This is a genomic window from Bacillus sp. FSL K6-2839 (assembly GCF_038003365.1).
Taxonomy (GTDB): domain Bacteria; phylum Bacillota; class Bacilli; order Bacillales; family Bacillaceae; genus Bacillus.
The window spans coordinates 2,313,407-2,337,686 of the sequence record NZ_JBBOOZ010000001.1; the positions used below are offsets into that span (position 1 = coordinate 2,313,407).

The window sequence follows — 24,280 nt, forward strand, 5'->3', positions numbered from 1 at the left end:
AATTAAATAGAAAAAGGGGATCGACAAATGAACATTTTAGAAGCTCGCAAAATATATAAAAGCTACGGAAATAAATTCAACAAACAAGAGGTGCTGAGCGGCATTGATTTGACCATTGAAGCCGGAGAATTTGTCAGCATTATGGGGCCATCAGGTTCGGGGAAAACAACCCTTCTGAACGTATTGTCCTCTATCGATCATGTATCCAGCGGATCGATTCGTATCGCAGATGCTGAGATGACACAGATGAAGGATCAGCAGCTCGCAGAATTTAGAAAAAAGCAGCTTGGCTTTGTCTTTCAGGATTATAACTTACTTGATACACTCACGGTCAAAGAGAACATCCTCTTGCCATTATCCATCTCCAAAACGCCGAAAAAAGAAGCTTTTGAACGTTTTCAACAGCTCGCGGAGGACATGGGCATCTATGAACTAAGAGACAAATATCCGAATGAACTCTCTGGTGGACAAAAGCAGCGGACATCAGCAGTTCGTGCCTTCATTCATGAGCCGAGTCTGATTTTCGCGGATGAACCTACCGGAGCGCTTGATTCCAAATCTGCATCTGATTTACTCAATAAGCTGCAAGATTTCAATCGCAAACGAAAAGCAACTATTGTCATGGTGACACATGATCCTGTCGCAGCCAGCTATTCAAGACGCGTCATTTTTATCAAGGACGGACAGATCTATACTCAGTTGAATAAAGGTGCTTTAGAGAGAAAGATGTTTTTCGAGGATATTATGAAAACGCAAGGTGTCTTAGGCGGTGTGAAGCATGAACATTAATCAGCTCGTCTTCCGTAACCTGAAGAAAAATTTGAAGAATTACTATTTATATGTGTTTGCTCTCGTGTTTAGTGTGGCGCTCTACTTTTCTTTTGTCACCTTGCAGTACTCACCAGCACTTGATGATGTAAAAGGGTCCATTAAAGGCGGTGCGTCGATTAAAGCCGCTTCGGTACTGCTCATTGCCATTGTTGGGATCTTCCTGTTATATGCGAACAGCATTTTTATTAAACGCCGAGGGAAAGAAATAGGTCTCCTGCAGCTCATTGGCATGACGAAACAAAAAATTGCCAAACTGCTCAATGCAGAAAATTTCATCCTATATGTGTTCTCAATGGCTGTTGGCATCATAGCTGGATTTATCGGTTCAAAGCTCATGCTGATGGTGCTATTTAAAGTAACAGGCGTTAATGCCATCGCCCATCTGCATTTTTCAGGCATGGCCCTTCTGCAAACGCTCATTGTCTTTTTCATCATCTATGGATTAATTATGCTAAGAAATAGACGGTTTATTAGTAAACAGACAATTTTATCTTTGTTTAGAACCACGTCTTCTACAGAGCAGCGTGTGAAAAAGATCTCTGTGTTTGAAATCATCATTGGGGTTTTCGGTATTGTCTTGATCATCTCAGGCTATTATATTTCTTCTCAGCTTTTTAGCGGCTCATATACGTCCATGCTTGAGTTATTTTCAGCCATGATTTATATTCTAGCCTCTGTCATTATCGGTACCTTTCTCTTTTATAAAGGCTCTGTTTCTTTTATTGCCAATATTGTACGGAAAAGAAAAAATGGCTATCTCGCCATTCATGAAGTCCTGTCTTTGTCATCTATAATGTTCCGATTAAAATCAAATGCACTGCTTTTAACGATTATTACAACCGTATCTGCACTTGCCATCGGGTTGTTATCATTAAGCTACATTTCCTATTACTCAGCAGAAAAAACGGCTGAACAACAGATTCCATCACATTTTGTCATGGGCTCAGAGAAAGAAGCCGATACCTTCACTCGTGCACTTTCTGACAAACATATTGCGTATGAAAAAAAGCAGTTCAAGGTCATCCAAGCGGATTTTGATGCACATAAGATCATGGATTCGGAATTACAAAGTTTGAAAAAGGATCCAGGAGTCTTGACACTGCCTGTGATCAGTGAGAAAAATGCACCTAATATTCATGTGGAAAACAACGAAGTCATCTTAAGCGGCTACAGTGATTTATTGAAGAAATTCATGCCGATTCAAAGCTCAGGTGATGTGAAACTTCTCATCAAGAAGCCGCTTGATTTAAAAGTCATTGATATGAAGAAAGATTACATCATCTCTTACAAATTCACTTTTGGCGGTCTGCCTGTTGCCGTCGTCAGTCAAAATGTCTTTGAGAAGCTTGACCAGCAGAAAGATCCTAAACTGCAGCTTGAGAATAATCAATATAACGCGGTCAATATAAAAGATGATAAAAACCTTGAACAAGCCAATGATGTGTTTACATCTTTAAAACTAGGTGACGACAGCATGTCTCAATTAGCTTCAGCTCAGCAGCAAAAGCAAACAATGGGACTGATGATGTTTGTGGTTGGATTTTTAGGTCTAAGCTTCCTTGTGACATCAGGCTGTATTTTATACTTCAAACAGATGAATGAAAGTGAAGAAGAACAAAGCTCGTACACGATCTTACGTAAGCTTGGCTTTACAGAGAAAGATCTATTAAAAGGCATTCGGCTCAAACAGCTATTTAACTTTGGGATTCCGCTCATCATCGGATTGCTGCACAGCTACTTTGCAGTTCAGTCTGGCTGGTTTTTATTCGGCGGTGAACTGTGGACACCAATGCTCATCGTCATGTCGATTTATACGGTTTTATATTCTGTCTTCGGATTCCTATCTGTCCAGTATTACAAAAAGGTCATTAAAGAATCCTTGTAATGAATTCCCCATAGGCCGCTGCCTATGGGGATATGTTTGTTTATGATGGAGTTGATTCAAACTTGTGCGATAGAATATGATCTCTTGCCGCATAAGCTTTGCGTTTGACCTCTTCTAGGTTCACTCCAACAAGCTTTCCGCTTCGTTTCACTGCTTTTCCAGCCACATAGACAGAATCAACATTTGAAGGATGTGCCGTTTGGACAACCGCTCCAGCCGGATCTGTCATCGGCAGAAGATTCATGCTTGTCCGGTCGATCAGGATGAAATCAGCTTCTTTTCCAGGTGTGAGTGAGCCAATTTTATGATCAAGCTGTAATGCACGAGCCCCATTGATCGTTGCAGCTTCAAGCATTTGATGAGCAGAAATCCCAAGTTCAGGTCCTGGCATGATTCCCTCCATCAGCAATGATTGATTTTGAAGCGCGCGCTCTGCCTGAAGTCCGAATTTCATTTGAGCAAACAAATCTCCGCCTGTCGCTGTTACCACGTCTACACCGAGCGTTGGAAGAACACCTTGTTCGATCGCAAGTCCTGTGACAGGATAACCGTGACCCATCATCATCTCAATTTCAGGTGTAATGGATATGGAGCTTCCGCTGTCTGCCAGCATCTTCATTTGATCCGCATCGATTGCATTGATATGCACCATGTTGAGGTCAGGTCCAAGTAACCCTGCTTTGTGAAGCCGCTCAATCGAACGATCCTCTGCTCCCCAGTTTCCAAAGCCAATGTGCATACTGCATAGAGCATCTAGAGACCGGGCTGTTTCAATTTCAAATACTGAAGTTTCCCATGAAGAAAACTCTGGTCCACGAATCGCAAGCCCCATCGTCAAAAGCTGATCTGATGATTGAAAATGCGCTTTTTTCACGCGTGCTGCGTCCTCCATATTGGTGAGCGTGCTCTCCCTATCCCAATACTCAGCATCTCCAGAAGAGCCAAAAGCAAAAACAGCTCGAATGCCCGCATCTTTTAATCCTCCGATGAGCTCTTCTGTATGATCCATTGAATTGATCATCGTCCAGTCTAAACATGTGGTCACTCCTGCATCTAACGCCTCTAATGCCCCTAAATAATTTGCGATTCGATCATCGGATGGGCGTCTCATCGCACCATAGTTACCATAATAGATTTTGCTCAAATATGTCTGCAAAGACCAATCTGTGCCTATGCCTCTGATGACAGACTGCCACACATGACGATGTGTATCCACAAGCCCTGGCATGATCACCATATCGGACGCATCGACAATGTCAGCATCATTTGCTTCAATTAAAGGTCCGACCTCTAAAATGTGTGTCCCTTCAATTAATAAATCTCCCTTTTCTAAAAAACCTAAAGTTGGATCAAGTGTTAAAATGGCTGCATCTTTAAACAATGTTTTCTTCATCCATATCCCCCTTTTCAAATGACGAGGAAGAGTTCCCTCACCCTCACTGTCATTTTAAAACATATAAGGATCGAATTAGAAGAAAAGTGACTTCACTAACTGTTTTATGAGCTGATTTTTTTGAAATAGTTGTAAATACGTTTTAATTTGGCCTCGTGTTTCCCTTTTGGGCTTTCCATCATGCCGAACTCAAAGAACTTCACAGGTTTGATTCCGACATATTGTAAGAGGGCTCTTTTCATTAACATCTTGTGTGCATTTTGCAAAAAGAATAAAGGGTAATTGGTTGGCCCTTGCATTGTCGATACACAAACAGCACTTTTTCCTTTTAACAGTCCTTCTGGAAGCAGCCCGCCTGTTTGACGGTAAGCAAAATTAGCAGCAAACATGCGGTCAATAAAGCCAAGCAGCATGGCTGGCGGCCGCCCCCACCAAATGGGATAAACGAACACGATTTTATCTGCCCATTTGATCTTTTCCTGATACACCCTAATGTCAGGGTCCTTATGCATATCACGCCTTTTTTTCTCTTCATTAAAAATCAGCACAGGATCAAATTCTTCTTTGTATAAATCGATGATTTTCACTTCATGAACCAGTGGATTTTCTTCACTGCCTTTCATAATTTCTTTTAAAAAAGCACCATTTAAACTATTGTGATGAGGGTGAGTATAAATAATGAGTAGATTCATGTGTTGTCTCCTTTTGTTATCATTTGATAACTAAATGATATACCCCTCTTAATTAGTTGTCAAATGATAATTGTTTTTTGATAATAATTTTGGTATGTTACATAAGAGGTGATAAACATGAAGCATCCCCATTTCTTCAAGGAATTCGTAGCATTTGCTTCTACTTTTTCAGAGCTGAAGCACGCCCTGATGAGCAAAGTCAAACCAGTTGACCTAACGACCTTACAATACTTAATTCTAGAGCAGCTAGCTGTCAGCGAACCGCTTACGCCTAGTGAAATTGCCGACTGTCAGCACATGTCTCTTCCAAATGTCAGCAGAGAACTAAAAAAACTGCACGAAAAACAATTTATAGATAAAAAGGAAGACAAAGATGATAAGCGAAAGCATGTGATCATGCTGTCTGACAAAGGCCGCGCTTGTATGAACGATGCTTTCCAGCATATCGAAAGGATGCTATTAGACAGCCTATCTTCCACAGATACAGAACAAATGGATGACATCGTACAAGCTCTCCGCCTATTAAATCAAACGATTTTCAAAAAATGACCTCATGAGGAAAGCATGGGAGATACGCTCATGCAAAGGTTGCTAAACTTCAAAATACAAAAAAGCGCGGGCTCTAATCCGCCCAGACGCTTCTCGCTTTTTTCTCTATGAACCTTTATACAATCAATTGATACGCAATGTATAACGCGACAAGCCAGATCATGACCGCTGAAGCTTTATTGATACGGTTCATCCACTCGCCGTTTGTATCTAACTTCCCTAGCATCTTCCCTAAAAAAGCGAGCCCAATAAACCATAACCAGGACACGATGATACAGGCGAGTGTAAATGCCAGTTTTTCTGCCCCGCTATATTGAAGCGAATTTGTTCCAATCACACCAATTGTATCAAGAATGGCGTGGGGATTTAAAAGTGAAACTGAACAGGCAAAGACAATTTGCTTTCTCGCAGGCATGAATTCCTGCTTCTCTTTATCACCTGATGATGAGCTTGTGTTCCACACGGACCATCCCATATAAACTAAAAAACAAAACCCAATAATATAAAGGCCGATTTGCAGTACAGGAATGGTGAACACCACAACTGAAACACCAATGACAGCTAATGCAATTAATAGTGTGTCACAAAGAGCAGCAGTGATAACGACAGGTAAGGCCTGATATAATCGCGGCTGAAGCGCTCCTTGCTGAAACACAAATACATTTTGTGCGCCCAATGGTAAAATGAGACCAAAGGCAAGCACAATTCCATGAATGATGGCAATGAACATCTTCTAACATTCTCCTTTTCCAGCAATTCTTACACATTTTATCATAGAACATCATGACCGCTTCCAGCGGATTTGATGTTCCGTAAAAAAAAGCGCTGGATGCTTCCATCCAAACGCTTTTCGTTTATTCATCATGATCCTTTTCGTGCAAGCTCTCTTTCTCTCAGCTCGACACGGCGGATTTTCGCTGACGGTGTTTTTGGCAGTTCGTCAATGAATTCAATTTCTCTTGGGTATTTGTAAGGTGCTGTTGTGTTTTTCACATGTGTCTGCAGCTCTTTGATCAGCTCATCACTTTGTGCTGATCCATCACGCAGGACGACATATGCCTTCACAATTGATCCTCTGATTTCATCTGGACTAGCCACAACCGCACATTCTTTGACTGCTGGGTGTTTAATCAGTGCATCTTCTACTTCAAACGGCCCAATGGTATAGCCTGAGCTGACGATGATATCATCTCTGCGGCTTTCAAACCAGAAGTACCCATCTTCGTCTTTTTTCGCGCGGTCACCGGTAATAAAGTAATTTCCGCGGCGCTGCGCTTTTGTACGCTCTTCATCTTTGTAGTATTCCTTAAATAGCGCCGGCGTTTCGAGATGGACCGCAATGTCACCAACTTCTCCAGGAGCGCATACGCTGCCGTCCTCATCAATGATCTCGACTTCATTGCCAGGTGTTGGTTTTCCCATACTGCCTGGCTTGATGTCCATTCCTTTTAGCACCCCTACGAGCAGTGTGCTTTCTGTTTGGCCATAGCCATCTCGTACTTCTATATCGAAATGCTTTTTGAATGTATCAATGACTTCACGGTTCAACGGCTCTCCCGCAGAAACGGCACTATGCAGCTTTGGCAGCTCGTACTGACTCAAGTCATCTACTTTCGCCATAAAACGATATTCTGTCGGGGTACAGCATAGGACATTGATTTCATTTTTTTGAAGCAGCTCTAAGTACGTATTTGGATTGAATTTCCCTCCGTATACAAAGCCTTCTGCTCCACTTCCTAACACTGATAAGAGAGGGCTCCACACCCATTTTTGCCAGCCTGGTCCTGCTGTCGCCCATACTTTATCTCCCTCATTAATAGAGAGCCATGCTTTGGCAGCTGTGCGTAAATGTGCATACGCCCATCCGTGTGTATGAACAACCCCTTTTGGATGACCTGTCGTACCAGATGTATAGGATAAGAACGCCATGTCTGTACGTGTTGTTGGAGCCATTTGCAGCTCACTTGATTGTTGATCCTTTTGCGCTAGAATATTTGTCCAGCCATGATCGTTTTCACCGATTGAGAATGTTTTAAAATCGTTTGGCTGATTGGTTCCGTCGAACGATTGAATGAATGAAGAGTAAACAATCGCTCCCTTTGCTTCTGCATGTTCAATTCGGTAATCTAAATCTTTTGCACGCAGCATTTCTGAACAAGGAATGACGACCATTCCTGTTTTCAAAATTGCTAAATAAATGCTGTATGCCTCTAGCATGCGCGGCACCATCACAATGATTTTATCGCCTTTTTTAAAGCCTGCATTTAATAATACATGACCAATTTTATTTGCTTCTTCCACTAAAGCTGCATACGTCACATGCGCTTCGTGGCCATTTCCATCCTGCCAGTGCAGGGCCATTTTCTCCTTGTCATGACTGAACGCTTCAATCTCACTGACTAAGTTATATTGTTCTGGTGCAATTAAGTCTTCTCTTTTCATGGTACAGCTCCTTTTAGCCTCTTTCTATGAAACGAAACATGTTTCAATTTACCTATTTTAACACTCATAACTGAAAAATGCTTGAATTAGGACCTACTCCTAATATTATGCCATAATTTTTTTCATTCGTCTCCTTTTTTAGAAATATTCAAACTATTTTTATGTACAAAAAGAAAAGAGCGGGAATGATCCCGCTCCTAAGCCATAACTTTTTAATTGTGTGTCTTAGAAAGATCCGCCACCCATATGTTGTTGAGCGTAAGATACAAGACGCTTAGTGATTTCTCCACCAACTGATCCGTTAGCGCGAGATGTTGTTTCTGCACCAAGGTTTACACCGAATTCAGAAGCGATTTCGTACTTCATTTGGTCGATTGCTTGTGCAGCGCCTGGTACTAGTAATTGGTTAGAACTGCTTTGTCTGTTTTGTTGAGCCATGTGTTCTCACCTCCTTGTGAATATAGAATGTGTAGAAACACATGACTTCATGCGATTGATTTTATGGTAATTATTATGAAATTTTTGTTTTAGAATAAATCAGCGAATTCGTCTGCCGCTTTCTTCTCATTTGTGACGATGATCGTTTCCATTTGATCCACTGCCTCGTCGAGCATCGGCTCGAAATCAGCAAAGCTTTCGTAGCGTTCTACTTTCTCAAGCTTTGGTTTTGTTTTAGGAGATGGCGGCGTAAAGATCGTGCAGCAATCCTCGAAAGGCTGAATACTTGTCTCGTAAGTGCCAATTCGTCTCGCTTCATCAATAATGTCATTTTTATCAACAGCAATGAGCGGTCGAATGATTGGTGTATTGGTCACATGGTTAATCGCATACATGCTTTCAAGTGTCTGACTTGCGACTTGTCCAAGGCTTTCACCAGTAATAATCGCAAGAGCATCACGCTTCGCTCTTATTTTATCAGCTATTTTCAGCATCATTCTTCTTGTTGATGTCATCGTATAGTTTTCAGGTACTTGTTTGTGAATCAGCTCTTGAATTTTTGTAAAAGGAACGATGTGAAGCTTCACTTCGCCTCCATATGCTGCTAAGCATTCTGTAAGATCAATGACCTTTTGCTTGGCACGTTCACTTGTATATGGGGGACTAAAGAAATGTACAGCCTCAATTTGAATCCCGCGTTTCATTGCTTGATAGCCGGCAACTGGGCTGTCAAAGCCGCCTGAAAGCATGAGCATCGCTCTTCCGCTTGAACCAACCGGCAGGCCGCCAGCACCCTTGACATCTTTAAATGTAATATACGTCGCATGTTCTCTTATTTCTATGCGCAAATGTACATCCGGCTGTTTGACATTGACCGTTAAGTTTTCCGTATTCTTCAGCACATATCCGCCAATTTCGCGGTTCATTTCATTTGAATCAAGTTCAAATTGTTTATAAGAGCGTTTCGTTGAGACCTTAAATGTATTTCCTTGTTCATATACTTCCTGTACCGCTGTGAGTGACGCTTCTTTGATGGCATCGAGATTTGTCTCACATTTCACCGCAAGACTAAAGCTTTGTATGCCAAATACACCTTTAAGCTGTTCTGAAATCGGTTCAGGGTCTTCTCCGTTCAGCATGATCGTGATGCGGTCTCTGTCAGATGCGTACTTTAATGCATCAAAATCTTTTAATACAAATCGGATATGCTGTCTTAGTTTTTCAATAAATTTCTTTCTATTCTTCCCTTTTGTTGAAATCTCACCAAAACGGACTAAAATATGATCATATTTCATGTTGTTATCTCATTCCTTTTAATTTTTTCACACTTTGTGCGATCGTTGTGATGATATGCGGCGCTAGCTCTGGTCCTTGGCCATATGTCAAACTGATTCTCATACTGCTTTTGGCCGCTTCTTCCGGTTTCCCCATCGCTAGCAGCACACGGCTTGGCTCTTTTTTCTTGGCTGAGCAGGCAGAGGTTGTCGAGACATACATGCCGTCTTTTTCAAGCATATGGAGAAGAACCTCGATTTGAATACCTGGCACTGAAAAATTCACAATGTGCGGCGCACTTTGCGTCAGCGGTGTGTTGATGACAATACCTTCTATTTCTCCAAGCTGTTTTTGCAGCTGCGTTTTTAAGTTAAGCATTTCATCATGATAATTTTTCAGCCGTTCGAATGATTGTTTCATGGCTTTTGCTAAGCTGACAGCACCAGCAGGGTTTTCAGTACCTGACCGTAGTCCTAATTCCTGCTCTCCTCCTGTGATGAAAGGGGCAAGCACAACATCTTTCTTTAAAAAGAGCGCTCCTGTCCCTTTTAAGCCATGAATTTTGTGGCCAGATATCGTCAAAAGATCCACATCCAGCTGTTTATTAAGTGCTACTCTGCACATTCCCTGGACCCCGTCGACATGAAAAAGGGCATTTTCGGCATGCTCACGAATGATGCCAGCAGCTTCTTCAATCGGCTGGATGGCACCCGTTTCGTTATTGACATGCATCATGCTGACCAGTACTGTATCAGGGCGTATCACTTCTTTTAAATGATTCATATCAGCATGGCCATGCTCATCTACTTGAATATAGGAGATTTCAAAGCCAAATAAAGCCTTCAGCTGTTCAAACGATTCGATGACAGAGGGGTGTTCAATTGCTGTTGTCACAATATGTTTCCCCCGGTTCATTTTGGCTAGAGCTGCTCCTTTAATGGCAATGTTATTTGCTTCTGTTGCACCAGAAGTGAAAATAATCTCATATTGTTTCAATCCTGTATAGTGAAGCATTTGTTTTCTCGTTTCACTTAGCAGCCGGCTGGCATCAATTCCGAGCTGATGAAGCGAAGACGGATTACCAAAAAAACGCTCACTCACTTGCTGATATACTTGTATAACCTCTGGATAAGGCTTGGTTGTTGCACTATTATCAAGATAGATCATATTGTAACTCCTTACAAAAAGCTTAAAAAATAAATGCATTTATATGTTACCATAATGAAGTCAGACAGAGAATTTTCTGAAAATGGCAGTTGACAACTTTTCATTTTCACTATATCATCCATAGTGCAATTGTCACACGATCATCCAAATTGTCAGAATATTTTAATTTGACACACAACACTGATTAAGGAGGAACTATTTTGAAAAATAGTTTAAGTATAAAAGAGACGCTAGCCATTGGTCTAATGCTTTTTGCATTATTCTTTGGCGCAGGAAATATGATTTTCCCACCTGTTCTTGGACAATATGCGGGTGAGAATGTATGGCTTGCCATCGGTGGATTTTTACTCACAGGAGTAGGTCTTCCGCTTCTAGGGGTGATTGCAGTCGCCCTTACAGGTACCGGTGCAAAAGGCCTTGCGGATAAAGCGCACCCAAAATTCGGGACCATCTTCACCGTTATTCTGTATTTATCCATCGGACCATTTTTCGCTATTCCGCGAACTGGTACGGTTTCATACGAGATAGGATTAGCTCCATTTCTGTCAGGGGCACAGTCCACTTCATGGGTACCACTATTCATCTTTACCGTTATGTTTTTCACTATTTCATACCTGCTAGCTTTAAATCCTTCAAAGCTAGTTGATCGAATTGGTAAAATTTTGACACCGATCTTATTAACTGTTATTGCCATTATTGTCATTAAAGCCATTGCTACGCCAATGGGAATGATCGGTGCTCCTGATGCAACATATGAAGCAAACCCGCTCTTCACTGGATTTTTAGAAGGCTATAAAACAATGGATGCTCTTGCTTCTATCGTATTTGGGATCGTCGTGGTGACAGCTGTTAAGGAAAGAGGCATCACGGAGCGTAAATCTCTTGCAGCGGCTTGTATTAAAGCAGGACTCGTGGCAGCTGTTGGGCTGGCATTGGTGTACATTTCACTTGCTTATGTGGGTGCTTCAAGTCCCGATGTGACGGGAATGGTTGGAGCAAATGACGGCGGCAAACTGCTTTCACTTTCTGCCAACTTTTTATTCGGTTCTGCTGGAAACATTGTACTTGGCGCAGCCATTTTATTCGCTTGTTTAACGACTAGTGTTGGACTTATTTCATCCTGTGGGGAATATTTTTCAAAGCTCTTCCCTAGCCTTTCTTATCACACAGTCGTTCTAATTGTTTCTTTATTTAGTACACTGGTTGCAAACCTTGGTTTGGCACAAATTATCTCTCTATCTGTTCCAGTTCTTGTGACAATCTATCCACTGGCAATTGTTATTATTTTATTGTCATTCCTTGATCGCTGGATTAACGGCAGACGAGTCATTTATATCGTATCCCTCATCTTTACTGGTTTCTTTGCCATCATTGATGGATTATTAGCTGCCAAAATGAATCTCGGTGACTTGCCTGACATCTTGGGTTCAATCGTACCGTTTTACAATTTAGGCATTGGCTGGATCGTACCAGCCATTATCGGTGCTGTGGTTGGTTTACTTATTTCGATGTTTACCAGCCCGCCCAAACAGCTCGCCTCATAGTCATAAACCGAAACATCCCCTTCTTCATTGGAAGGGGATGTTTTTTATTGTTCTCCATATACTAAAATAGAAAAATTCATGACTTTTGTACGAAAACACATGTTGACATCAGGCGTACATCCTTTATAATTAGTGAATGTTAATGATGAACGGTTACTTAGCAACTAATTAACAGAATATTTCAACATAATATGGAGGCTTTAAATGCAATGAAGGCAACTTTGTCGACGAAAGATACAGTTATTATCGGTTTTATGTTATTTGCTCTATTCTTCGGCGCCGGAAATATGATTTATCCACCAGAGCTTGGGCAATATGCTGGGCAAAATGTGTGGAAAGCAATGGGCGGATTTTTATTAACAGGTGTCGGTTTACCTCTTCTAGGGATTATTGCGATTGCTTTAACAGGTAGAGATGCGAAAGGATTAGCTGATAAAGCTCACCCAGCTTTTGGAACAGCGTTTACCGTCATTTTATATTTATCTATTGGGCCGCTTTTCGCTATTCCTCGTACAGGAACGGTTTCATATGAAATTGGTGCATTACCCTTTTTAGCAGGTGTACCAGCTTGGCTCTCACTTCTTTTATTCACACTTGTCTTTTTTGGTATTACATATTATCTTGCTCTAAATCCAACGAAGATTGTGGATCGTGTAGGGAAAGTGTTAACACCAATTAAATTTACGATTATTTTTATTATTATTGTCAAAGCCATTTTAACGCCGATGGGCGCCGTTGGCACACCTGATGTATCCTATAGCAGCGGATCATTTTTCAAAGGATTTCTAGAGGGCTATAAAACAATGGATGCTCTTGCTTCTATTGTGTTTGGGGTTGTTGTCATCAACGCCATTAAAGGACGCGGTGTGACAAGTAAAAAGGCACTGACTTCTGCTTGTATCAAAGCGGGTCTGATTGCAGCTTGCGGATTAACATTTGTTTATCTATCTCTTGCTTATTTAGGCGCTTCAAGTACACACGCCATTGGTTTTGTTGGAGATGGCAGTAAAATCTTGGCTCAGTCTTCTCAATTCCTATTTGGCAGTTTAGGAAATATTGTGTTGGGTGCTGCGATTACGGTTGCTTGTTTAACGACAAGTATCGGTCTCGTTACATCATGCGGAGAGTATTTCTCAAATTTATTACCTAAACTTTCTTATAAAATGGTCGTTACACTAGTGACATTATTCAGTTTTATCATTTCAAATTTTGGACTTGCTCATATTATCGCTTTCTCTGTACCAGTTTTAACTGCCATTTACCCGCTAGCGATTGTCATCATTGTGTTATCGCTGGCAGATAAATGGCTTGGTCAAAGAAGACCTGTTTATGTCCTTACTTTGATTTTAACTGGCTGCGTCAGTTTGTTTGACGGCTTAGTAGCAGCGAAACTCCCGATTGGACCAGTGGAGGATCTCTTTCAAACGATATTACCTTTATATGACCTTGGTATTGGCTGGGTTGTTCCTGCTATTTTCGGAGTGGTCATTGGGTTCGTTCTTTCTCTTTTCACTTCTTCTGCTTCCCAAAAGCGGGAGAAACAAGCATCTTAACAGAAAAAAGCTGAAGTCCTGTAAATGGACTTCAGCTTTTTTATTGGTGCTGATACTCTTTTTCTTGCTGAGCTAACAGCTTTTGGACAGCTCCGGGTGATGTTTTTTCAACAGCCGCAGCTGCTATATCAAATGATCCGTTGTAATCGTAAGCGTAAAATCTTCGTTCCGCCTCTTTTAGTTGTTCTGAAAGAATGTGGTTTTGGCTTCTAAAACGATTGCCGTATTGAATGATTCGTTCAATTTGATCCACTTTACTGAGCATTTCTTCTGTCTCATCCACAACATTTCTGACTGTGTCAGAGGCTTCTTTTAATTGTTGATTCACTGCCGGCATGTTGAGCGGCAGGTTTTCCAGCTGCTCATGCACTTGCTGGATCATCTCCTGCGCTTTTTCAGCCCGCTCTTTCATCTCAGCAGGTACACCTGGGATATTGCTTTTATGCAGCTGGCGGACTGTATCTGTCAGCATGGTTTTGAGCTCAGCCAGTGTTTCTCTCGCTTTTAATTCTTCTTTTCTTAATGATTGTAGATGACCTTTAAATGTGTCATGCAATGCTTTTGCATCATCGATAAACGTCTCCAGCTGATTGATTTCATCCATTAATAATGAATATGCCACGTGGTCACGATCAAGCTTCTCGCGGATTTGTTTCATCAGCTTTTCAATTTCTTCTAAACGTTTTTCGAATGCTTTCTGTTGATCGAGCTCTCCTGCTGTCAGCTTGTAGCTTTCTTTCACAAGAGCCGTTTCTGCCTTTGTTTGTGTGTGATCTTGTTCGAGCTTCTCGAATGCTTCTGTGAGCTCAGGCATTTTGCTTTTGATTTCCTGACCTGCTTCTACTTCCGCCTCCAGCTGATCATACAGCGTCTCAATCGCATCATTGATCATTTGCAGAATGCTTGATGCCTCTTCTAAATTGAGTTCATCAATGAGCAATTTTTCCGCTCTCGCAAGCTGTTTGTTTAAAGTCTCCAGCTCTTTCGTGATCTGGATGTGCTCCAGCTTGTAGCCTTTTTCTGTCATTTCTTGATATCCGTCTTTCAGCTTCGTCAGCTGACCTGGTACGGTTTGTTTGCAGTCTGCAATAAGCTTTGGTACATCATTGATATATAGTTGAAGCTGGTCGAGTCTGCGGTCTTGCTCAAGCAAAATCTTTCTTGCCTTCATGTAGTTTCCGTTTTCTGTTTCTTCCTCGTACTGCTTGATCCCTTCCCAGGCCTCATCTAAGTCCTGCTCCATTTTGTCATAAAGGGTGCCATATAAATGGCTATACGCAAGCAAATTTTTTCGAACTGTTTGATATTGCTCTTTGACTTTTTCAATGTCCTTGCGATTTTGCTCCTCGCTTGTGACAAGGTCTGCAATTTCTTTTAAAATGTCTTCAATGTTCGAATCAGCAGCACTCAGCAAGTCCTCAATGTGCGTAAGAACCTGCTTGGCTTTGGAGAATCGATATTTATCAGAATACTCTTCTGCATCATATAATAGCTCCTCTACCTTTGGAAGATGGGCTGTGACGATATCGTCCCACTCTGCACGCCATCTTTCAAAAAATTGCTCTGTTTCTCCGGTCATTTTTAAATGTTTGATTTTTGAAATTTCTTCTACAATTGATCTGTTTAAAATTTCAATTTTCCATGCTTCCAATCGGTCAATCTCTTTATATATATTTTTTCGCAGGAAATAACCGACTGAAAACAAAGCAAGCAAAATGACAATTAAACCGATGATAAACTCCATAATGAGCCCCCTTGTTGTGATCTAAGTGATGTCAGGGTAAAAGTGTCCCGAGTAGACCTGAGAACCCTTTCGTGTCCGCTTTGCATTTGTCTTTTTATAAACAGGATCGTATGTTTTCCAATACCATCCATTCACGGTTTTATGTATGTTTTTCAAGAAAGTATTTGAGCGCTTTCTATCATTTGATCACACGTATCCATGTGACCTGCTTTTATGTATGCGGAAGCTGTCGTTTTCATTGTTATTATGATACCATGTAACCAGCATTTTTGGTCATGATTTTTCATTATTTTCGCTGATAAACATCACGTTTTTCAAAATATCGACAAGAGGTGACGACATGCTGAAGCAGGATGCACATCTACATACACCGTTTTGCCCGCACGGCTCGCTTGATCCTTTTCATTCTTATATTGAAAAAGCCATCAAAAAGGGATTTGATTCCATAACCTTTACCGAACATGCCCCTCTGCCTCCATCGTTTCGAGATCCAACACCAGAGCAGGATAGTGCCATGAAGCTCCAAGAACTTGACTCGTATATAACGAAATTGGATCAGTTGAAACAGGAATACAAAGGCCAATTAATAGTAAAAACTGGGCTTGAGGTTGACTATATCAAAGAGTATGAAGAGGAAACAAGTGCCTTTTTAGACTGCTACGGTCCAGAACTAGATGATAGCATTTTATCTGTTCACTTTCTTCCTGCTGGCGATGATTATATTTGCCTTGATTTTGACGAGCATGCCTTCAAGCAGCTAATAAGCGCCTATGGCAGCATCGAACAGGTCTATCAAAGCTACTATGACCAAATTCATTCTTCTATTCTATCATCTTTAGGTCGCTATAAGCCAAAGAGAATCGGTCATATCACCCTTGTGCAGAAATTTAAACAGCTTTTCCCATTTGAGATGCCGCCTGAACTTTGTCAAAAGGTCACCCTTTGTCTTGAAGAAACGGCAAAAAAAGGCATGTCCTTAGATTTTAATACATCAGGTCTTCGTAAAACATATGCCAGAAGTATCTATTTAGATCAATGGATGATTGATCTTGCAAAACAGAAAAAAATTCCGCTCATATTCGGGTCTGATGCCCATCAAGCGGAAGATCTCGGATATGCTTATGATCAATTCGAAGACATCATGAGTTTTAAGTGAGAATCTAATGCCGGCTTTTTTGGTTCTAGTAAATGATGAAGCGAGCGGCTTAGTTCCTTAAAATACATTTGATAGAAATATGGCTCATTTGGATTCAAATAAAGCACCTCTGTTAAATATTGCGGCTGTAAATAGGGCATCATGAGTAGTGATTTCAGTTGAATCATAAACGATGAGAGTGAGAGCTGCTCACAAATCACATGGGTGTTTTTCCCTTTTTCAATGATGAGCTGAAACAAATATTTTTCTTTTGTTAAATAGGTCGACATAATTTCTCTAATGAGCGTCGAATCAATCGTCACCTCTCGATAAACAAAACGGGTTAATTGACGGTGTTCGTGCTGATAAGATAAAATATCAAAAACCACATGAAGTAAACATTTTTTTGCGTGACGAGTTTCCATGTGATGGATATGTGATTCAATCATGTGAATATAGCCTTCATAAAAATCGGATACAAGCTGCTCAAGCAGCCCTCCTTTTCCTTGAAAGTAATAAGATATGTGGGCAACGTTGACGTTTGCTTCCTTCGCAATCTCACGGACAGAGGTTCCAGAAAATCCTTTTTGGTTAAAAAGTCTGATGGAAGCTTCAATAATACGGTCTTTTGTTTGCACGGTTGTTGATGTTTTCATCCGCTCACCCCTCTTCATGTGTACATACTTCAAGATGAAGGCGGAAGTTCCTTTTACAATTGCTCGACAAATCCCACATGCGAGACGCAAGTTATGTATTTTTGAGATAGAAAGTAGGAGATTTTCATGTTTCATGTCGAAAAACAGTCTGGCGATCCATCAAAAGACTATCAATTGCTTGTTAAACAGGTAGAAGCCATTACAGATGGTGAGCCTGATCTCATTGCCAATTTGGCAAATGCTGCGGCGCTATTGTACCATTCACTCCCAGAGGTCAATTGGGCTGGATTTTATTTGGCTAAAGGGGGCGAGCTTGTGCTCGGACCGTTTAACGGACTGCCTGCATGTGTGCGAATCCCGTCTGGAAAAGGCGTTTGCGGTACTGCGTTTGCAACAGGTGAAGTCCAGCGTATCGCTGATGTGCATGCATTCCCTGGACATATCGCATGTGATGCAGCATCGCAATCTGAAATTGTCGTTCCGCTCAAGGTAAATGGACAGATCATTGGGGTACTCGACATTGACAGCCCTGTGAAAGACCGTTTTAGTGAGGTAGATGAAACCTACTTAATTCAATTTACCGAGGTACTCCAGAAGGCATTATCCGCCTCTACAAATGCGTAATCTTACAAAAAAGCAGGCATATTGTCTGCTTTTTTTTTCTTCGCAGACGCAAGGCACCGCCATTGCCTCTAAATAGGTTGACTTCTCCTATCCAGCGTCATATAATAGAGTTTGTGTGAAATATGGCAGCCTTTTTGTTCGGCTTTTTTGTATCATTTTGTTCCTTCTATATGAAGGTGCATCTTGTAACTCCCTGCTGCTGGAGCGAGGATGCATGAAAACATAATGACGGAAAAGACAAAGAACAGACGGTTTTTATTTTTCACAAATAAAAACAAATAAGGAGGAGTCACATTATGGCTCGCTATACAGGTCCAAGTTGGAAGATTTCCCGCCGTTTAGGCATTTCATTAAGCGGAACAGGTAAGGAACTTGAAAAACGCCCTTACGCTCCAGGCCCACATGGTCCAGGACAACGCAAAAAACTATCTGAATACGGTTTACAATTACAAGAGAAGCAAAAGCTTCGTCACATGTACGGTGTCAACGAACGTCAATTCCGTACACTATTTGACAAAGCTGCTAAACTTCCTGGTAAACAAGGTGAAAACTTCATGATTCTTCTTGAAACTCGCCTTGACAACCTAGTATACCGTCTTGGCCTTGCTCGTACTCGCCGCCAAGCTCGTCAGCTAGTCAACCATGGTCACATCCTTGTTGATGGAAGCCGTGTAGACATCCCATCTTTCTCTGTGAAACCAGGTCAAACGATTGCTCTTCGTGAGAAATCTCAAAACCTTGCAGTTGTGAAAGAATCAGTTGAAGTAAACAACTTCGTTCCTGAATATCTTACTTTCGATGCTGAAAAGCTTGAAGGAACTTTCACTCGTCTTCCAGAGCGTTCTGAATTAGCGCCTGAAATCAGCGAACAACTAATCGTTGAGTTCTACTCTCGTTAATTTCATTACTCTCTTAAAGAGAAATCAAACAAACCCTAGAGACCTTGATTGTTCAAGGTGGTCTAGGGTTTTTTGTTTGTATTCTCGTATGAACAAATGAATTTAAAACATATAATGGGAAACAGACTATGCACAAGACGAGCACCGGGCAAGACTTCCAAGAAACGGCTGAAAAAAGATATTCAAATGAAAAGGTCCTTTTGAGTGCTTCTAAAAGCACCTCTAAACATTTAAGTTAGTCTAATTTTTTAATAATAATAGAAGCGTTCACATTTGTTTGGGTCCCTCCTGCTAGAGTTTGAAGAGTAACTGCTGCTGCGGAAGTATGGTTTACAAGAGTAAGCGTGTCACCCGCTGCTAGAGCGAGGATGGCCTGACCGTTATTCTGTTGAGTACCAGCTCCTGAACCATAAACTGTGTTCGTCACAGGAGCTCCATTTACAAATAGGGTGAATTGATTTGGCTCTACGCCAGAAACTGAAAAAGTAACCTCATAGTTTCCTGGATTGGTCACTATAATTTGAGAAGTTCCAGGGGCATGTGTAATACCAGGAGTAGTAATTCCAGTTGAGTCAAAAATCACCGGGGCTTCTAAAGCTACTGTTTGAGCACTTAGATTGTATACATATGCAAATTCAGCTAGCCCTGCACCTGTGACTCCTGTTGGACCGGTCGCTCCGGTATCTCCTGTAGCCCCTGTCGGACCAGTGGCTCCGATATCTCCCGTGGCACCCGTTGGACCAGTGGCTCCGATTTCTCCCGTGGCTCCTGTTGGACCGATCGCTCCCGTATCTCCTGTAGCACCTGTCGGACCAGTGGCTCCGATATCTCCCGTGGCTCCTGTTGGACCGATTGCTCCCGTATCTCCTGTAGCCCCTGTTGGACCGATCGCTCCCGTATCTCCTGTAGCCCCTGTCGGACCAGTGGCTCCGATTTCTCCCGTGGCTCCCGTTGCTCCGGTGGCTCCTGTTGGACCAGTGGCTCCGATTTCTCCGGTGACACCCGTTGGACCAGTGGCTCCGATTTCTCCGGTGACACCCGTTGGACCAGTGGCTCCGATTTCTCCTGTGGCTCCTGTCGGACCAATCGCTCCGGTATCTCCTGTAGCACCTGTTGGACCGATATCTCCCGTGGCACCCGTTGCTCCAGTGGCTCCGATTTCTCCCGTGGCTCCTGTTGGACCGATTGCTCCGATATCTCCCGTGGCTCCTGTTGGACCAGTGGCTCCGATATCTCCCGTGGCACCCGTTGCTCCAGTGGCTCCGATATCTCCCGTGGCTCCTGTTGGACCAGTGGCTCCGATATCTCCCGTGGCTCCTGTTGGACCAGTGGCTCCGATATCTCCCGTGGCACCCGTTGCTCCAGTGGCTCCGATATCTCCCGTGGCTCCTGTTGGACCGATTGCTCCGATATCTCCCGTGGCTCCTGTTGGACCAGTGGCTCCGATATCTCCCGTGGCACCCGTTGCTCCAGTGGCTCCGATATCTCCCGTGGCTCCTGTTGGACCGATTGCTCCGGTATCTCCTGTGGCTCCTGTTGGACCAGTGGCTCCGATATCTCCCGTGGCACCCGTTGCTCCAGTGGCTCCGATATCTCCTGTGGCTCCTGTCGGACCAATCGCTCCGGTATCTCCTGTAGCACCTGTTGGACCGATTGCTCCCGTGGCACCCGTTGCTCCAGTGGCTCCGATATCTCCCGTGGCTCCTGTTGGACCGATTGCTCCGGTATCTCCTGTGGCTCCTGTTGGACCAGTGGCTCCGGTGGCTCCTGTAGCTCCGGTGGCTTCTGCGGCCCCTGTAGGTCCAGTGGCTCCTGTAGCTCCTGTAGCTCCTCGAATCCCTCGTAATCCCCGTAATCCTCGTCGCCCTACAATTACTTTTGTTTCACAAATGATGCAACAGTTTGATTTTGATAGTTTCTGTTTACAATAAGGGCATTTTTTATACTTATCACAACCCATCAGTTGTTCATCTCCTTTATCATTATTCATATGTTACATCTGTAAATAGGTGCAGATAAGTAAAACGTACAAAGAATAAAGATAAGCGTAGAATAAATATAAATTTCTATAGTATTCCAAAAGTCTTTTGGTTGTGAAAATTTGATTGTATTTTGCGCTAAACTTTTTCATGATGACTAGCCTGTCTCAAGAAGCTATCCAAAACTATATAATCTATCATGAAAAAAATCCCCTAGAATTCCAGAGGATTTTTTTGTTCCATGGTTCACTCAAGTATTATTAAGCGTATAGCGATATCTTTTATTTTACCATCCAATTACTAATCAATTGATCTGTTGTCATGACAGTAGCAAATTCATCATGCAATGTAGCAAGTGATAGCCGATGAATCATTTCGGGATCATAATATGTACCGTTTTGATCTGTTAGTCCAAAGGCAGCAGATGCATCAGAAATGAGATATGTATCAAAGCCTAGATTGCCGCTCATTCTTGTTGTTGTAGATACGCAGTGCGGTGTTGTTAATCCTGCGATTACAACAGTGTCGATCTCGTTTGATCTTAGTTGTTCCTCCAAATTTGTGCCAATAAAGCTGCTGTTGACTTTCTTTTGTATCACCATTTCATCATCTAGCGGTTTGGCGATATCTTTGAAGAGATGCCCTTCATTTGCCGGATGAAATAAGGAGTCCGGCTTGTCAGATGTATGCTGAATATGAATCACTGTCCAGCCTTTCTCTCTCCAAAACGTCAATAAACGACTGATATTTTTCTCTGCATCTAGATTATTTCGTTCTCCCCATTTTTCATGCTCGAACACCTTCTGTACATCCACAATGATCAAAGCCTTTTGATTCTTTTGCACAAACGCCCACCTCCGTAGATTCTCATTTACTACATGTAGTGTAAGGAATGGTGATCCATTTGTACATGCTTTTAATGATGTTTTGCCTGTTTTTGCATCAAAAAAACAAACCACACACTGGCAACGATGTAATAGATACCAATGATTGAATACAGTTGGACATCACCTCGCCTATTTGAACTGATTTAACAAACTTCATCCAGATGAAATAGATGAGGAGAAATGAGCACGGATAATAGAGGAAATATCTTAAAAAATATTGCTTGAGTTTTTGTGTCATCATTTTACCTCCATTATAACCTTCTTTCATCATCTAGCAGCTGTCATATGTCCGATGACATCAAAAAAAGACAGCACAAGTCGCTGTCTTTTTTCATTTTTTAATTCGTATTCTGTCCCCCGCCATTCAGTCCTTCTTTGATATAGCCTTTGACTTGGCTTGAAGCTAATAGACCGATGTGACCAACGCCGTGAATGAGGACGTTTCTTGCGCCAATTAAACGCGAGAGGCTGTTGACGACGATAAGATCGGCTGAGCTATAGACAGAGGTGTAAAGGATTTTTTGATTTGGATCGGTGCCTGGTAATGCTCTGAGTGAAACGAGTCCGTTCGCTCCACCAAGTGTAACGACGTTTTCTATTTTATCGCCGCCGTCTAGATTCTTAATATAGTATAACGTGTTCGCTCCGCCCATACTATGAGCCACAATATCAACTTTTTTGGCACCTGTTTTGGCTAGCACATCTTTGACGAATCTGGATAGACGCGGACCATTGTTGCGGTTATTACCTGTTTTGTCTATGAAATCGATAGCAAATAATTGGTTTCGATCCCATCCTTGTGATACCAAGTAACTTTTAATCGAAGCAAAGTTATAAGACGCACCGCCCATGCCATGTACCATCACAACCGGATTATGCTCAGCCGCTCTGATCTCTTTTGGCTGGATGAAGGCCATTGAACCCATCACCAATGCAAGCACAACAAGAATTTGCAAACTCCTTTTCTTAAAACGAATCACTTTCATTCCCCCTTATTCATCTTATTCGACTCTATTTTATACAAGAAAAATATGTAAAAAAAGTGAACAAGGCACTGTTTGTTCAATCAATTTATAGAAAATAAATAATGAAAAAGCACCTTTGACTCTCTCAACGCCAATGCCAAAAGACTAGACAAAGTCTCTTTGAACAGTCTATTAGACTCTTCAAAGAGCACTCATCTCTCATTTTGCATAAAAAAAGCAGCCGGTTATCGCAGCCGGCTGCACATCGTTCTTATTTGTAATTCACAAGGAAGTATTTCTTTTTCCCTCTTCTTAAGACGGTAAATTGGTTTTCAATTCGATCTTCAGCTGAAAGGACGTAGTCTTTATCGGTTTGTCTCTCTCCGTTGATGGAAACTGCACCATTTGTGATGTCTTCACGTGCTTGACGTTTTGATGGAGACAGCTTTGATTCAACAAGGACATCGACAAGTGTTAATTCTTCTGTGCTGCTTTTCTCCATTGATGGAACATCTTTAAAGCCTACTTTGACTTCTTCGGCTGAAAGAGATTTGATCTCGCCTTTGAATAGCGCATTTGAGATGTTGACAGCCTGTTCTAGTGATTCACGTCCATGTACAAGTGTTGTGACTTCCTCTGCTAGACGGCGCTGTGCTTCACGCTTTTCAGGAGCTGTTTGTACTTTTTCTTCGTACGATGCGATCTCTTCTTTCGATAAGAACGTAAAGTATTTTAAGTATTTCACGACGTCACGGTCATCTGTGTTGATCCAGAATTGGTAGAACTCATATGGAGACGTTTTTTCTTTATCTAACCAGATGGCGCCGCCTTCTGTTTTACCGAACTTCGTGCCATCTGCTTTAGTGACAAGCGGCATTGTTAGACCGAATGCTTTTGCCCCTTCTGCTTCAGACTTACGAATCAGCTCAAGTCCAGATGTGATATTTCCCCACTGGTCACTTCCGCCAATTTGCAGCTTACAGTTTTCATTTCTGTAAAGATTTAAGAAGTCTAAAGATTGCAGGATGACGTAGCTGAACTCTGTGTACGAAATTCCTGTCTCGATACGCGAGCTGACGATATCTTTTGCCAGCATGAAGTTCACACCGAAGTTCTTTCCAATATCACGAAGGAACGTGATGACATTCATCTGGCTGATCCAGTCGTAGTTATTCACGATTACGGCTGGGTTCTCGTCTGCTTCAAAATCAAGAAATTGCGACAGCTGTCCTTTGATTTTATCTGACCACTGCTCTACGATTTCTGCTGGGTTTAGTGAACGTTCTGCTTTTTTGAAGCTAGGATCGCCGATCAGTCCAGTCGCGCCGCCAACAAGAGCAATCGGGTGATGGCCCGCTTCCTGGAATCTGCGTAATGTTAAAATTGGCAATAGATGACCAATGTGCAAGCTGTCAGCTGTCGGATCAAAGCCGGAGTAAAGCTTGATTTTTTCTTCTGCTAATAATTTTGTTAAACCTTCTTCATCTGTTTGCTGCTGAATTAATCCTCTGAACGATAACTCTTCCATCAATTGACTCATATCCAATTCTCCTTTTTTTACAATTCAACATAAAAAACGCCCCTTCGAATGAACGAAGGGACGATATATATCGCGGTACCAC

The 24,280-nt window shown here is 42.0% G+C and carries 21 protein-coding genes and 1 other annotated feature (1 of these 22 only partly in view); of the genes, 8 read left to right on the top strand and 13 right to left on the bottom strand.

The window, feature by feature from the left end:
* Positions 1–27: 27 nt before the first annotated feature.
* Positions 28–789, top strand: coding sequence for an ABC transporter ATP-binding protein (locus MHH26_RS11840; protein ID WP_012010889.1), 762 nt, complete (start codon positions 28–30; stop codon positions 787–789).
* Complete coding sequence (locus tag MHH26_RS11845; protein ID WP_340973533.1) at positions 779–2,716, top strand: ABC transporter permease; 1,938 nt, start codon at positions 779–781, stop codon at positions 2,714–2,716. The genes MHH26_RS11840 and MHH26_RS11845 overlap by 11 nt, the downstream gene beginning before the upstream one ends.
* 40 nt (positions 2,717–2,756) lie before the next feature.
* Here the strand turns inward: MHH26_RS11845 and MHH26_RS11850 are convergent, their stop codons facing one another.
* Together MHH26_RS11850 and MHH26_RS11855 are read right to left on the bottom strand one after the other, a co-directional pair.
* Complete coding sequence (locus MHH26_RS11850; RefSeq protein WP_340973536.1) at positions 2,757–4,109, bottom strand: amidohydrolase family protein; 1,353 nt, start codon at positions 4,107–4,109, stop codon at positions 2,757–2,759.
* A 104-nt stretch (positions 4,110–4,213) separates the two neighbouring features.
* Positions 4,214–4,801, bottom strand: coding sequence for an NAD(P)H-dependent oxidoreductase (locus MHH26_RS11855; protein WP_282068469.1), 588 nt, complete (start codon positions 4,799–4,801; stop codon positions 4,214–4,216).
* A 117-nt stretch (positions 4,802–4,918) separates the two neighbouring features.
* Here MHH26_RS11855 and MHH26_RS11860 point away from each other — a divergent pair, with 117 nt between their 5' ends.
* Positions 4,919–5,350 (top strand): MarR family winged helix-turn-helix transcriptional regulator, encoded by a 432-nt coding sequence (locus MHH26_RS11860; RefSeq protein ID WP_106031176.1) that lies wholly within the window; start codon positions 4,919–4,921, stop codon positions 5,348–5,350.
* Positions 5,351–5,465: 115 nt separating this feature from the next.
* On the opposite strand, the gene MHH26_RS11865 is transcribed toward MHH26_RS11860, so the two are convergent.
* The 5 genes from MHH26_RS11865 to MHH26_RS11885 all read right to left on the bottom strand — a co-directional run bounded on the left by MHH26_RS11865 (position 5,466) and on the right by MHH26_RS11885 (position 10,672).
* Complete coding sequence (locus tag MHH26_RS11865; RefSeq protein WP_307500063.1) at positions 5,466–6,080, bottom strand: LysE/ArgO family amino acid transporter; 615 nt, start codon at positions 6,078–6,080, stop codon at positions 5,466–5,468.
* 131 nt (positions 6,081–6,211) lie between these two features.
* Complete coding sequence (mbcS, locus tag MHH26_RS11870; RefSeq protein WP_060597007.1) at positions 6,212–7,792, bottom strand: acyl-CoA synthetase MbcS; 1,581 nt, start codon at positions 7,790–7,792, stop codon at positions 6,212–6,214.
* A gap of 225 nt (positions 7,793–8,017) precedes the next feature.
* Positions 8,018–8,230 carry an alpha/beta-type small acid-soluble spore protein gene (locus MHH26_RS11875; protein ID WP_024424829.1) on the bottom strand — a complete coding sequence of 71 codons (213 nt, stop codon included), beginning with the start codon at positions 8,228–8,230 and terminating at the stop codon, positions 8,018–8,020.
* Positions 8,231–8,319: 89 nt separating this feature from the next.
* Positions 8,320–9,525, bottom strand: a complete 1,206-nt coding sequence (thiI, locus tag MHH26_RS11880) for a tRNA uracil 4-sulfurtransferase ThiI (protein ID WP_106031174.1) — start codon at positions 9,523–9,525, stop codon at positions 8,320–8,322.
* Positions 9,526–9,529: 4 nt separating this feature from the next.
* On the bottom strand, positions 9,530–10,672 hold the full coding sequence (locus MHH26_RS11885; RefSeq protein WP_307500064.1) for a cysteine desulfurase family protein: 1,143 nt from the start codon (positions 10,670–10,672) through the stop codon (positions 9,530–9,532).
* A 200-nt stretch (positions 10,673–10,872) separates the two neighbouring features.
* Here MHH26_RS11885 and brnQ (MHH26_RS11890) point away from each other — a divergent pair, with 200 nt between their 5' ends.
* Together brnQ (MHH26_RS11890) and brnQ (MHH26_RS11895) are read left to right on the top strand one after the other, a co-directional pair.
* On the top strand, positions 10,873–12,216 hold the full coding sequence (gene brnQ, locus MHH26_RS11890; protein ID WP_340973541.1) for a branched-chain amino acid transport system II carrier protein: 1,344 nt from the start codon (positions 10,873–10,875) through the stop codon (positions 12,214–12,216).
* A gap of 209 nt (positions 12,217–12,425) precedes the next feature.
* Positions 12,426–13,769, top strand: a complete 1,344-nt coding sequence (gene brnQ / locus MHH26_RS11895; RefSeq protein ID WP_060597011.1) for a branched-chain amino acid transport system II carrier protein — start codon at positions 12,426–12,428, stop codon at positions 13,767–13,769.
* A gap of 40 nt (positions 13,770–13,809) precedes the next feature.
* Here brnQ (MHH26_RS11895) and ezrA read toward each other — a convergent pair whose 3' ends face one another.
* A complete protein-coding gene (gene ezrA / locus MHH26_RS11900; protein WP_307500066.1) occupies positions 13,810–15,513 on the bottom strand; it encodes a septation ring formation regulator EzrA in 1,704 nt (567 codons plus the stop codon).
* A 340-nt stretch (positions 15,514–15,853) separates the two neighbouring features.
* Between ezrA and hisJ the strand changes: the two genes are divergently transcribed.
* Positions 15,854–16,669, top strand: a complete 816-nt coding sequence (gene hisJ, locus MHH26_RS11905; RefSeq protein WP_340973542.1) for a histidinol-phosphatase HisJ — start codon at positions 15,854–15,856, stop codon at positions 16,667–16,669.
* Here the strand turns inward: hisJ and refZ are convergent.
* Positions 16,639–17,304: a forespore capture DNA-binding protein RefZ gene (refZ, locus tag MHH26_RS11910; protein ID WP_340973544.1), complete on the bottom strand. Its 666-nt coding sequence runs from the start codon at positions 17,302–17,304 to the stop codon at positions 16,639–16,641. The genes hisJ and refZ overlap by 31 nt on opposite strands.
* Positions 17,305–17,430: 126 nt before the next feature.
* Here refZ and MHH26_RS11915 point away from each other — a divergent pair, with 126 nt between their 5' ends.
* Together MHH26_RS11915 and rpsD are read left to right on the top strand one after the other, a co-directional pair.
* Positions 17,431–17,928 carry a GAF domain-containing protein gene (locus tag MHH26_RS11915; protein ID WP_340973546.1) on the top strand — a complete coding sequence of 166 codons (498 nt, stop codon included), beginning with the start codon at positions 17,431–17,433 and terminating at the stop codon, positions 17,926–17,928.
* Positions 17,929–18,224: 296 nt separating this feature from the next.
* Positions 18,225–18,827 carry a 30S ribosomal protein S4 gene (gene rpsD, locus MHH26_RS11920; protein ID WP_340973547.1) on the top strand — a complete coding sequence of 201 codons (603 nt, stop codon included), beginning with the start codon at positions 18,225–18,227 and terminating at the stop codon, positions 18,825–18,827.
* Positions 18,828–19,062: 235 nt separating this feature from the next.
* On the opposite strand, the gene MHH26_RS11925 is transcribed toward rpsD, so the two are convergent.
* From MHH26_RS11925 to tyrS, 4 genes are all read right to left on the bottom strand, one after another.
* A complete protein-coding gene (locus MHH26_RS11925) occupies positions 19,063–20,787 on the bottom strand; it encodes a BclA C-terminal domain-containing protein (protein WP_340973548.1) in 1,725 nt (574 codons plus the stop codon).
* Positions 20,788–21,087: 300 nt separating this feature from the next.
* The gene (locus MHH26_RS11930; RefSeq protein ID WP_340973550.1) at positions 21,088–21,651 is read right to left on the bottom strand and encodes a cysteine hydrolase family protein; all 564 of its coding nucleotides are present in this window, start codon (positions 21,649–21,651) and stop codon (positions 21,088–21,090) included.
* Positions 21,652–22,031: 380 nt separating this feature from the next.
* On the bottom strand, positions 22,032–22,619 hold the full coding sequence (locus MHH26_RS11935) for an esterase/lipase family protein (RefSeq protein ID WP_370876317.1): 588 nt from the start codon (positions 22,617–22,619) through the stop codon (positions 22,032–22,034).
* Between the two features lie 310 nt (positions 22,620–22,929).
* On the bottom strand, positions 22,930–24,198 hold the full coding sequence (gene tyrS, locus MHH26_RS11940) for a tyrosine--tRNA ligase (RefSeq protein WP_034665529.1): 1,269 nt from the start codon (positions 24,196–24,198) through the stop codon (positions 22,930–22,932).
* A gap of 53 nt (positions 24,199–24,251) precedes the next feature.
* Positions 24,252–24,280: a binding site (T-box leader), on the bottom strand; it runs 210 nt beyond the window's last position.

What these genes read in the sequence shown, in the direction of transcription:
- MHH26_RS11840 (WP_012010889.1), top strand. Translation starts at nt 28, where the DNA reads ATGAACATTTTAGAAGCTCGCAAAATATATAAAAGCTACGGAAATAAA.
- MHH26_RS11845 (WP_340973533.1), top strand. Translation starts at nt 779, where the DNA reads ATGAACATTAATCAGCTCGTCTTCCGTAACCTGAAGAAAAATTTGAAG.
- MHH26_RS11850 (WP_340973536.1), bottom strand. Translation starts at nt 4,109, where the DNA reads ATGAAGAAAACATTGTTTAAAGATGCAGCCATTTTAACACTTGATCCA.
- MHH26_RS11855 (WP_282068469.1), bottom strand. Translation starts at nt 4,801, where the DNA reads ATGAATCTACTCATTATTTATACTCACCCTCATCACAATAGTTTAAAT.
- MHH26_RS11860 (WP_106031176.1), top strand. Translation starts at nt 4,919, where the DNA reads ATGAAGCATCCCCATTTCTTCAAGGAATTCGTAGCATTTGCTTCTACT.
- MHH26_RS11865 (WP_307500063.1), bottom strand. Translation starts at nt 6,080, where the DNA reads ATGTTCATTGCCATCATTCATGGAATTGTGCTTGCCTTTGGTCTCATT.
- mbcS (WP_060597007.1), bottom strand. Translation starts at nt 7,792, where the DNA reads ATGAAAAGAGAAGACTTAATTGCACCAGAACAATATAACTTAGTCAGT.
- MHH26_RS11875 (WP_024424829.1), bottom strand. Translation starts at nt 8,230, where the DNA reads ATGGCTCAACAAAACAGACAAAGCAGTTCTAACCAATTACTAGTACCA.
- thiI (WP_106031174.1), bottom strand. Translation starts at nt 9,525, where the DNA reads ATGAAATATGATCATATTTTAGTCCGTTTTGGTGAGATTTCAACAAAA.
- MHH26_RS11885 (WP_307500064.1), bottom strand. Translation starts at nt 10,672, where the DNA reads ATGATCTATCTTGATAATAGTGCAACAACCAAGCCTTATCCAGAGGTT.
- brnQ (WP_060597011.1), top strand. Translation starts at nt 12,426, where the DNA reads ATGAAGGCAACTTTGTCGACGAAAGATACAGTTATTATCGGTTTTATG.
- ezrA (WP_307500066.1), bottom strand. Translation starts at nt 15,513, where the DNA reads ATGGAGTTTATCATCGGTTTAATTGTCATTTTGCTTGCTTTGTTTTCA.
- hisJ (WP_340973542.1), top strand. Translation starts at nt 15,854, where the DNA reads ATGCTGAAGCAGGATGCACATCTACATACACCGTTTTGCCCGCACGGC.
- refZ (WP_340973544.1), bottom strand. Translation starts at nt 17,304, where the DNA reads ATGAAAACATCAACAACCGTGCAAACAAAAGACCGTATTATTGAAGCT.
- MHH26_RS11915 (WP_340973546.1), top strand. Translation starts at nt 17,431, where the DNA reads ATGTTTCATGTCGAAAAACAGTCTGGCGATCCATCAAAAGACTATCAA.
- rpsD (WP_340973547.1), top strand. Translation starts at nt 18,225, where the DNA reads ATGGCTCGCTATACAGGTCCAAGTTGGAAGATTTCCCGCCGTTTAGGC.
- MHH26_RS11925 (WP_340973548.1), bottom strand. Translation starts at nt 20,787, where the DNA reads ATGGGTTGTGATAAGTATAAAAAATGCCCTTATTGTAAACAGAAACTA.
- MHH26_RS11935 (WP_370876317.1), bottom strand. Translation starts at nt 22,619, where the DNA reads ATGGGTTCAATGGCCTTCATCCAGCCAAAAGAGATCAGAGCGGCTGAG.
- tyrS (WP_034665529.1), bottom strand. Translation starts at nt 24,198, where the DNA reads ATGAGTCAATTGATGGAAGAGTTATCGTTCAGAGGATTAATTCAGCAG.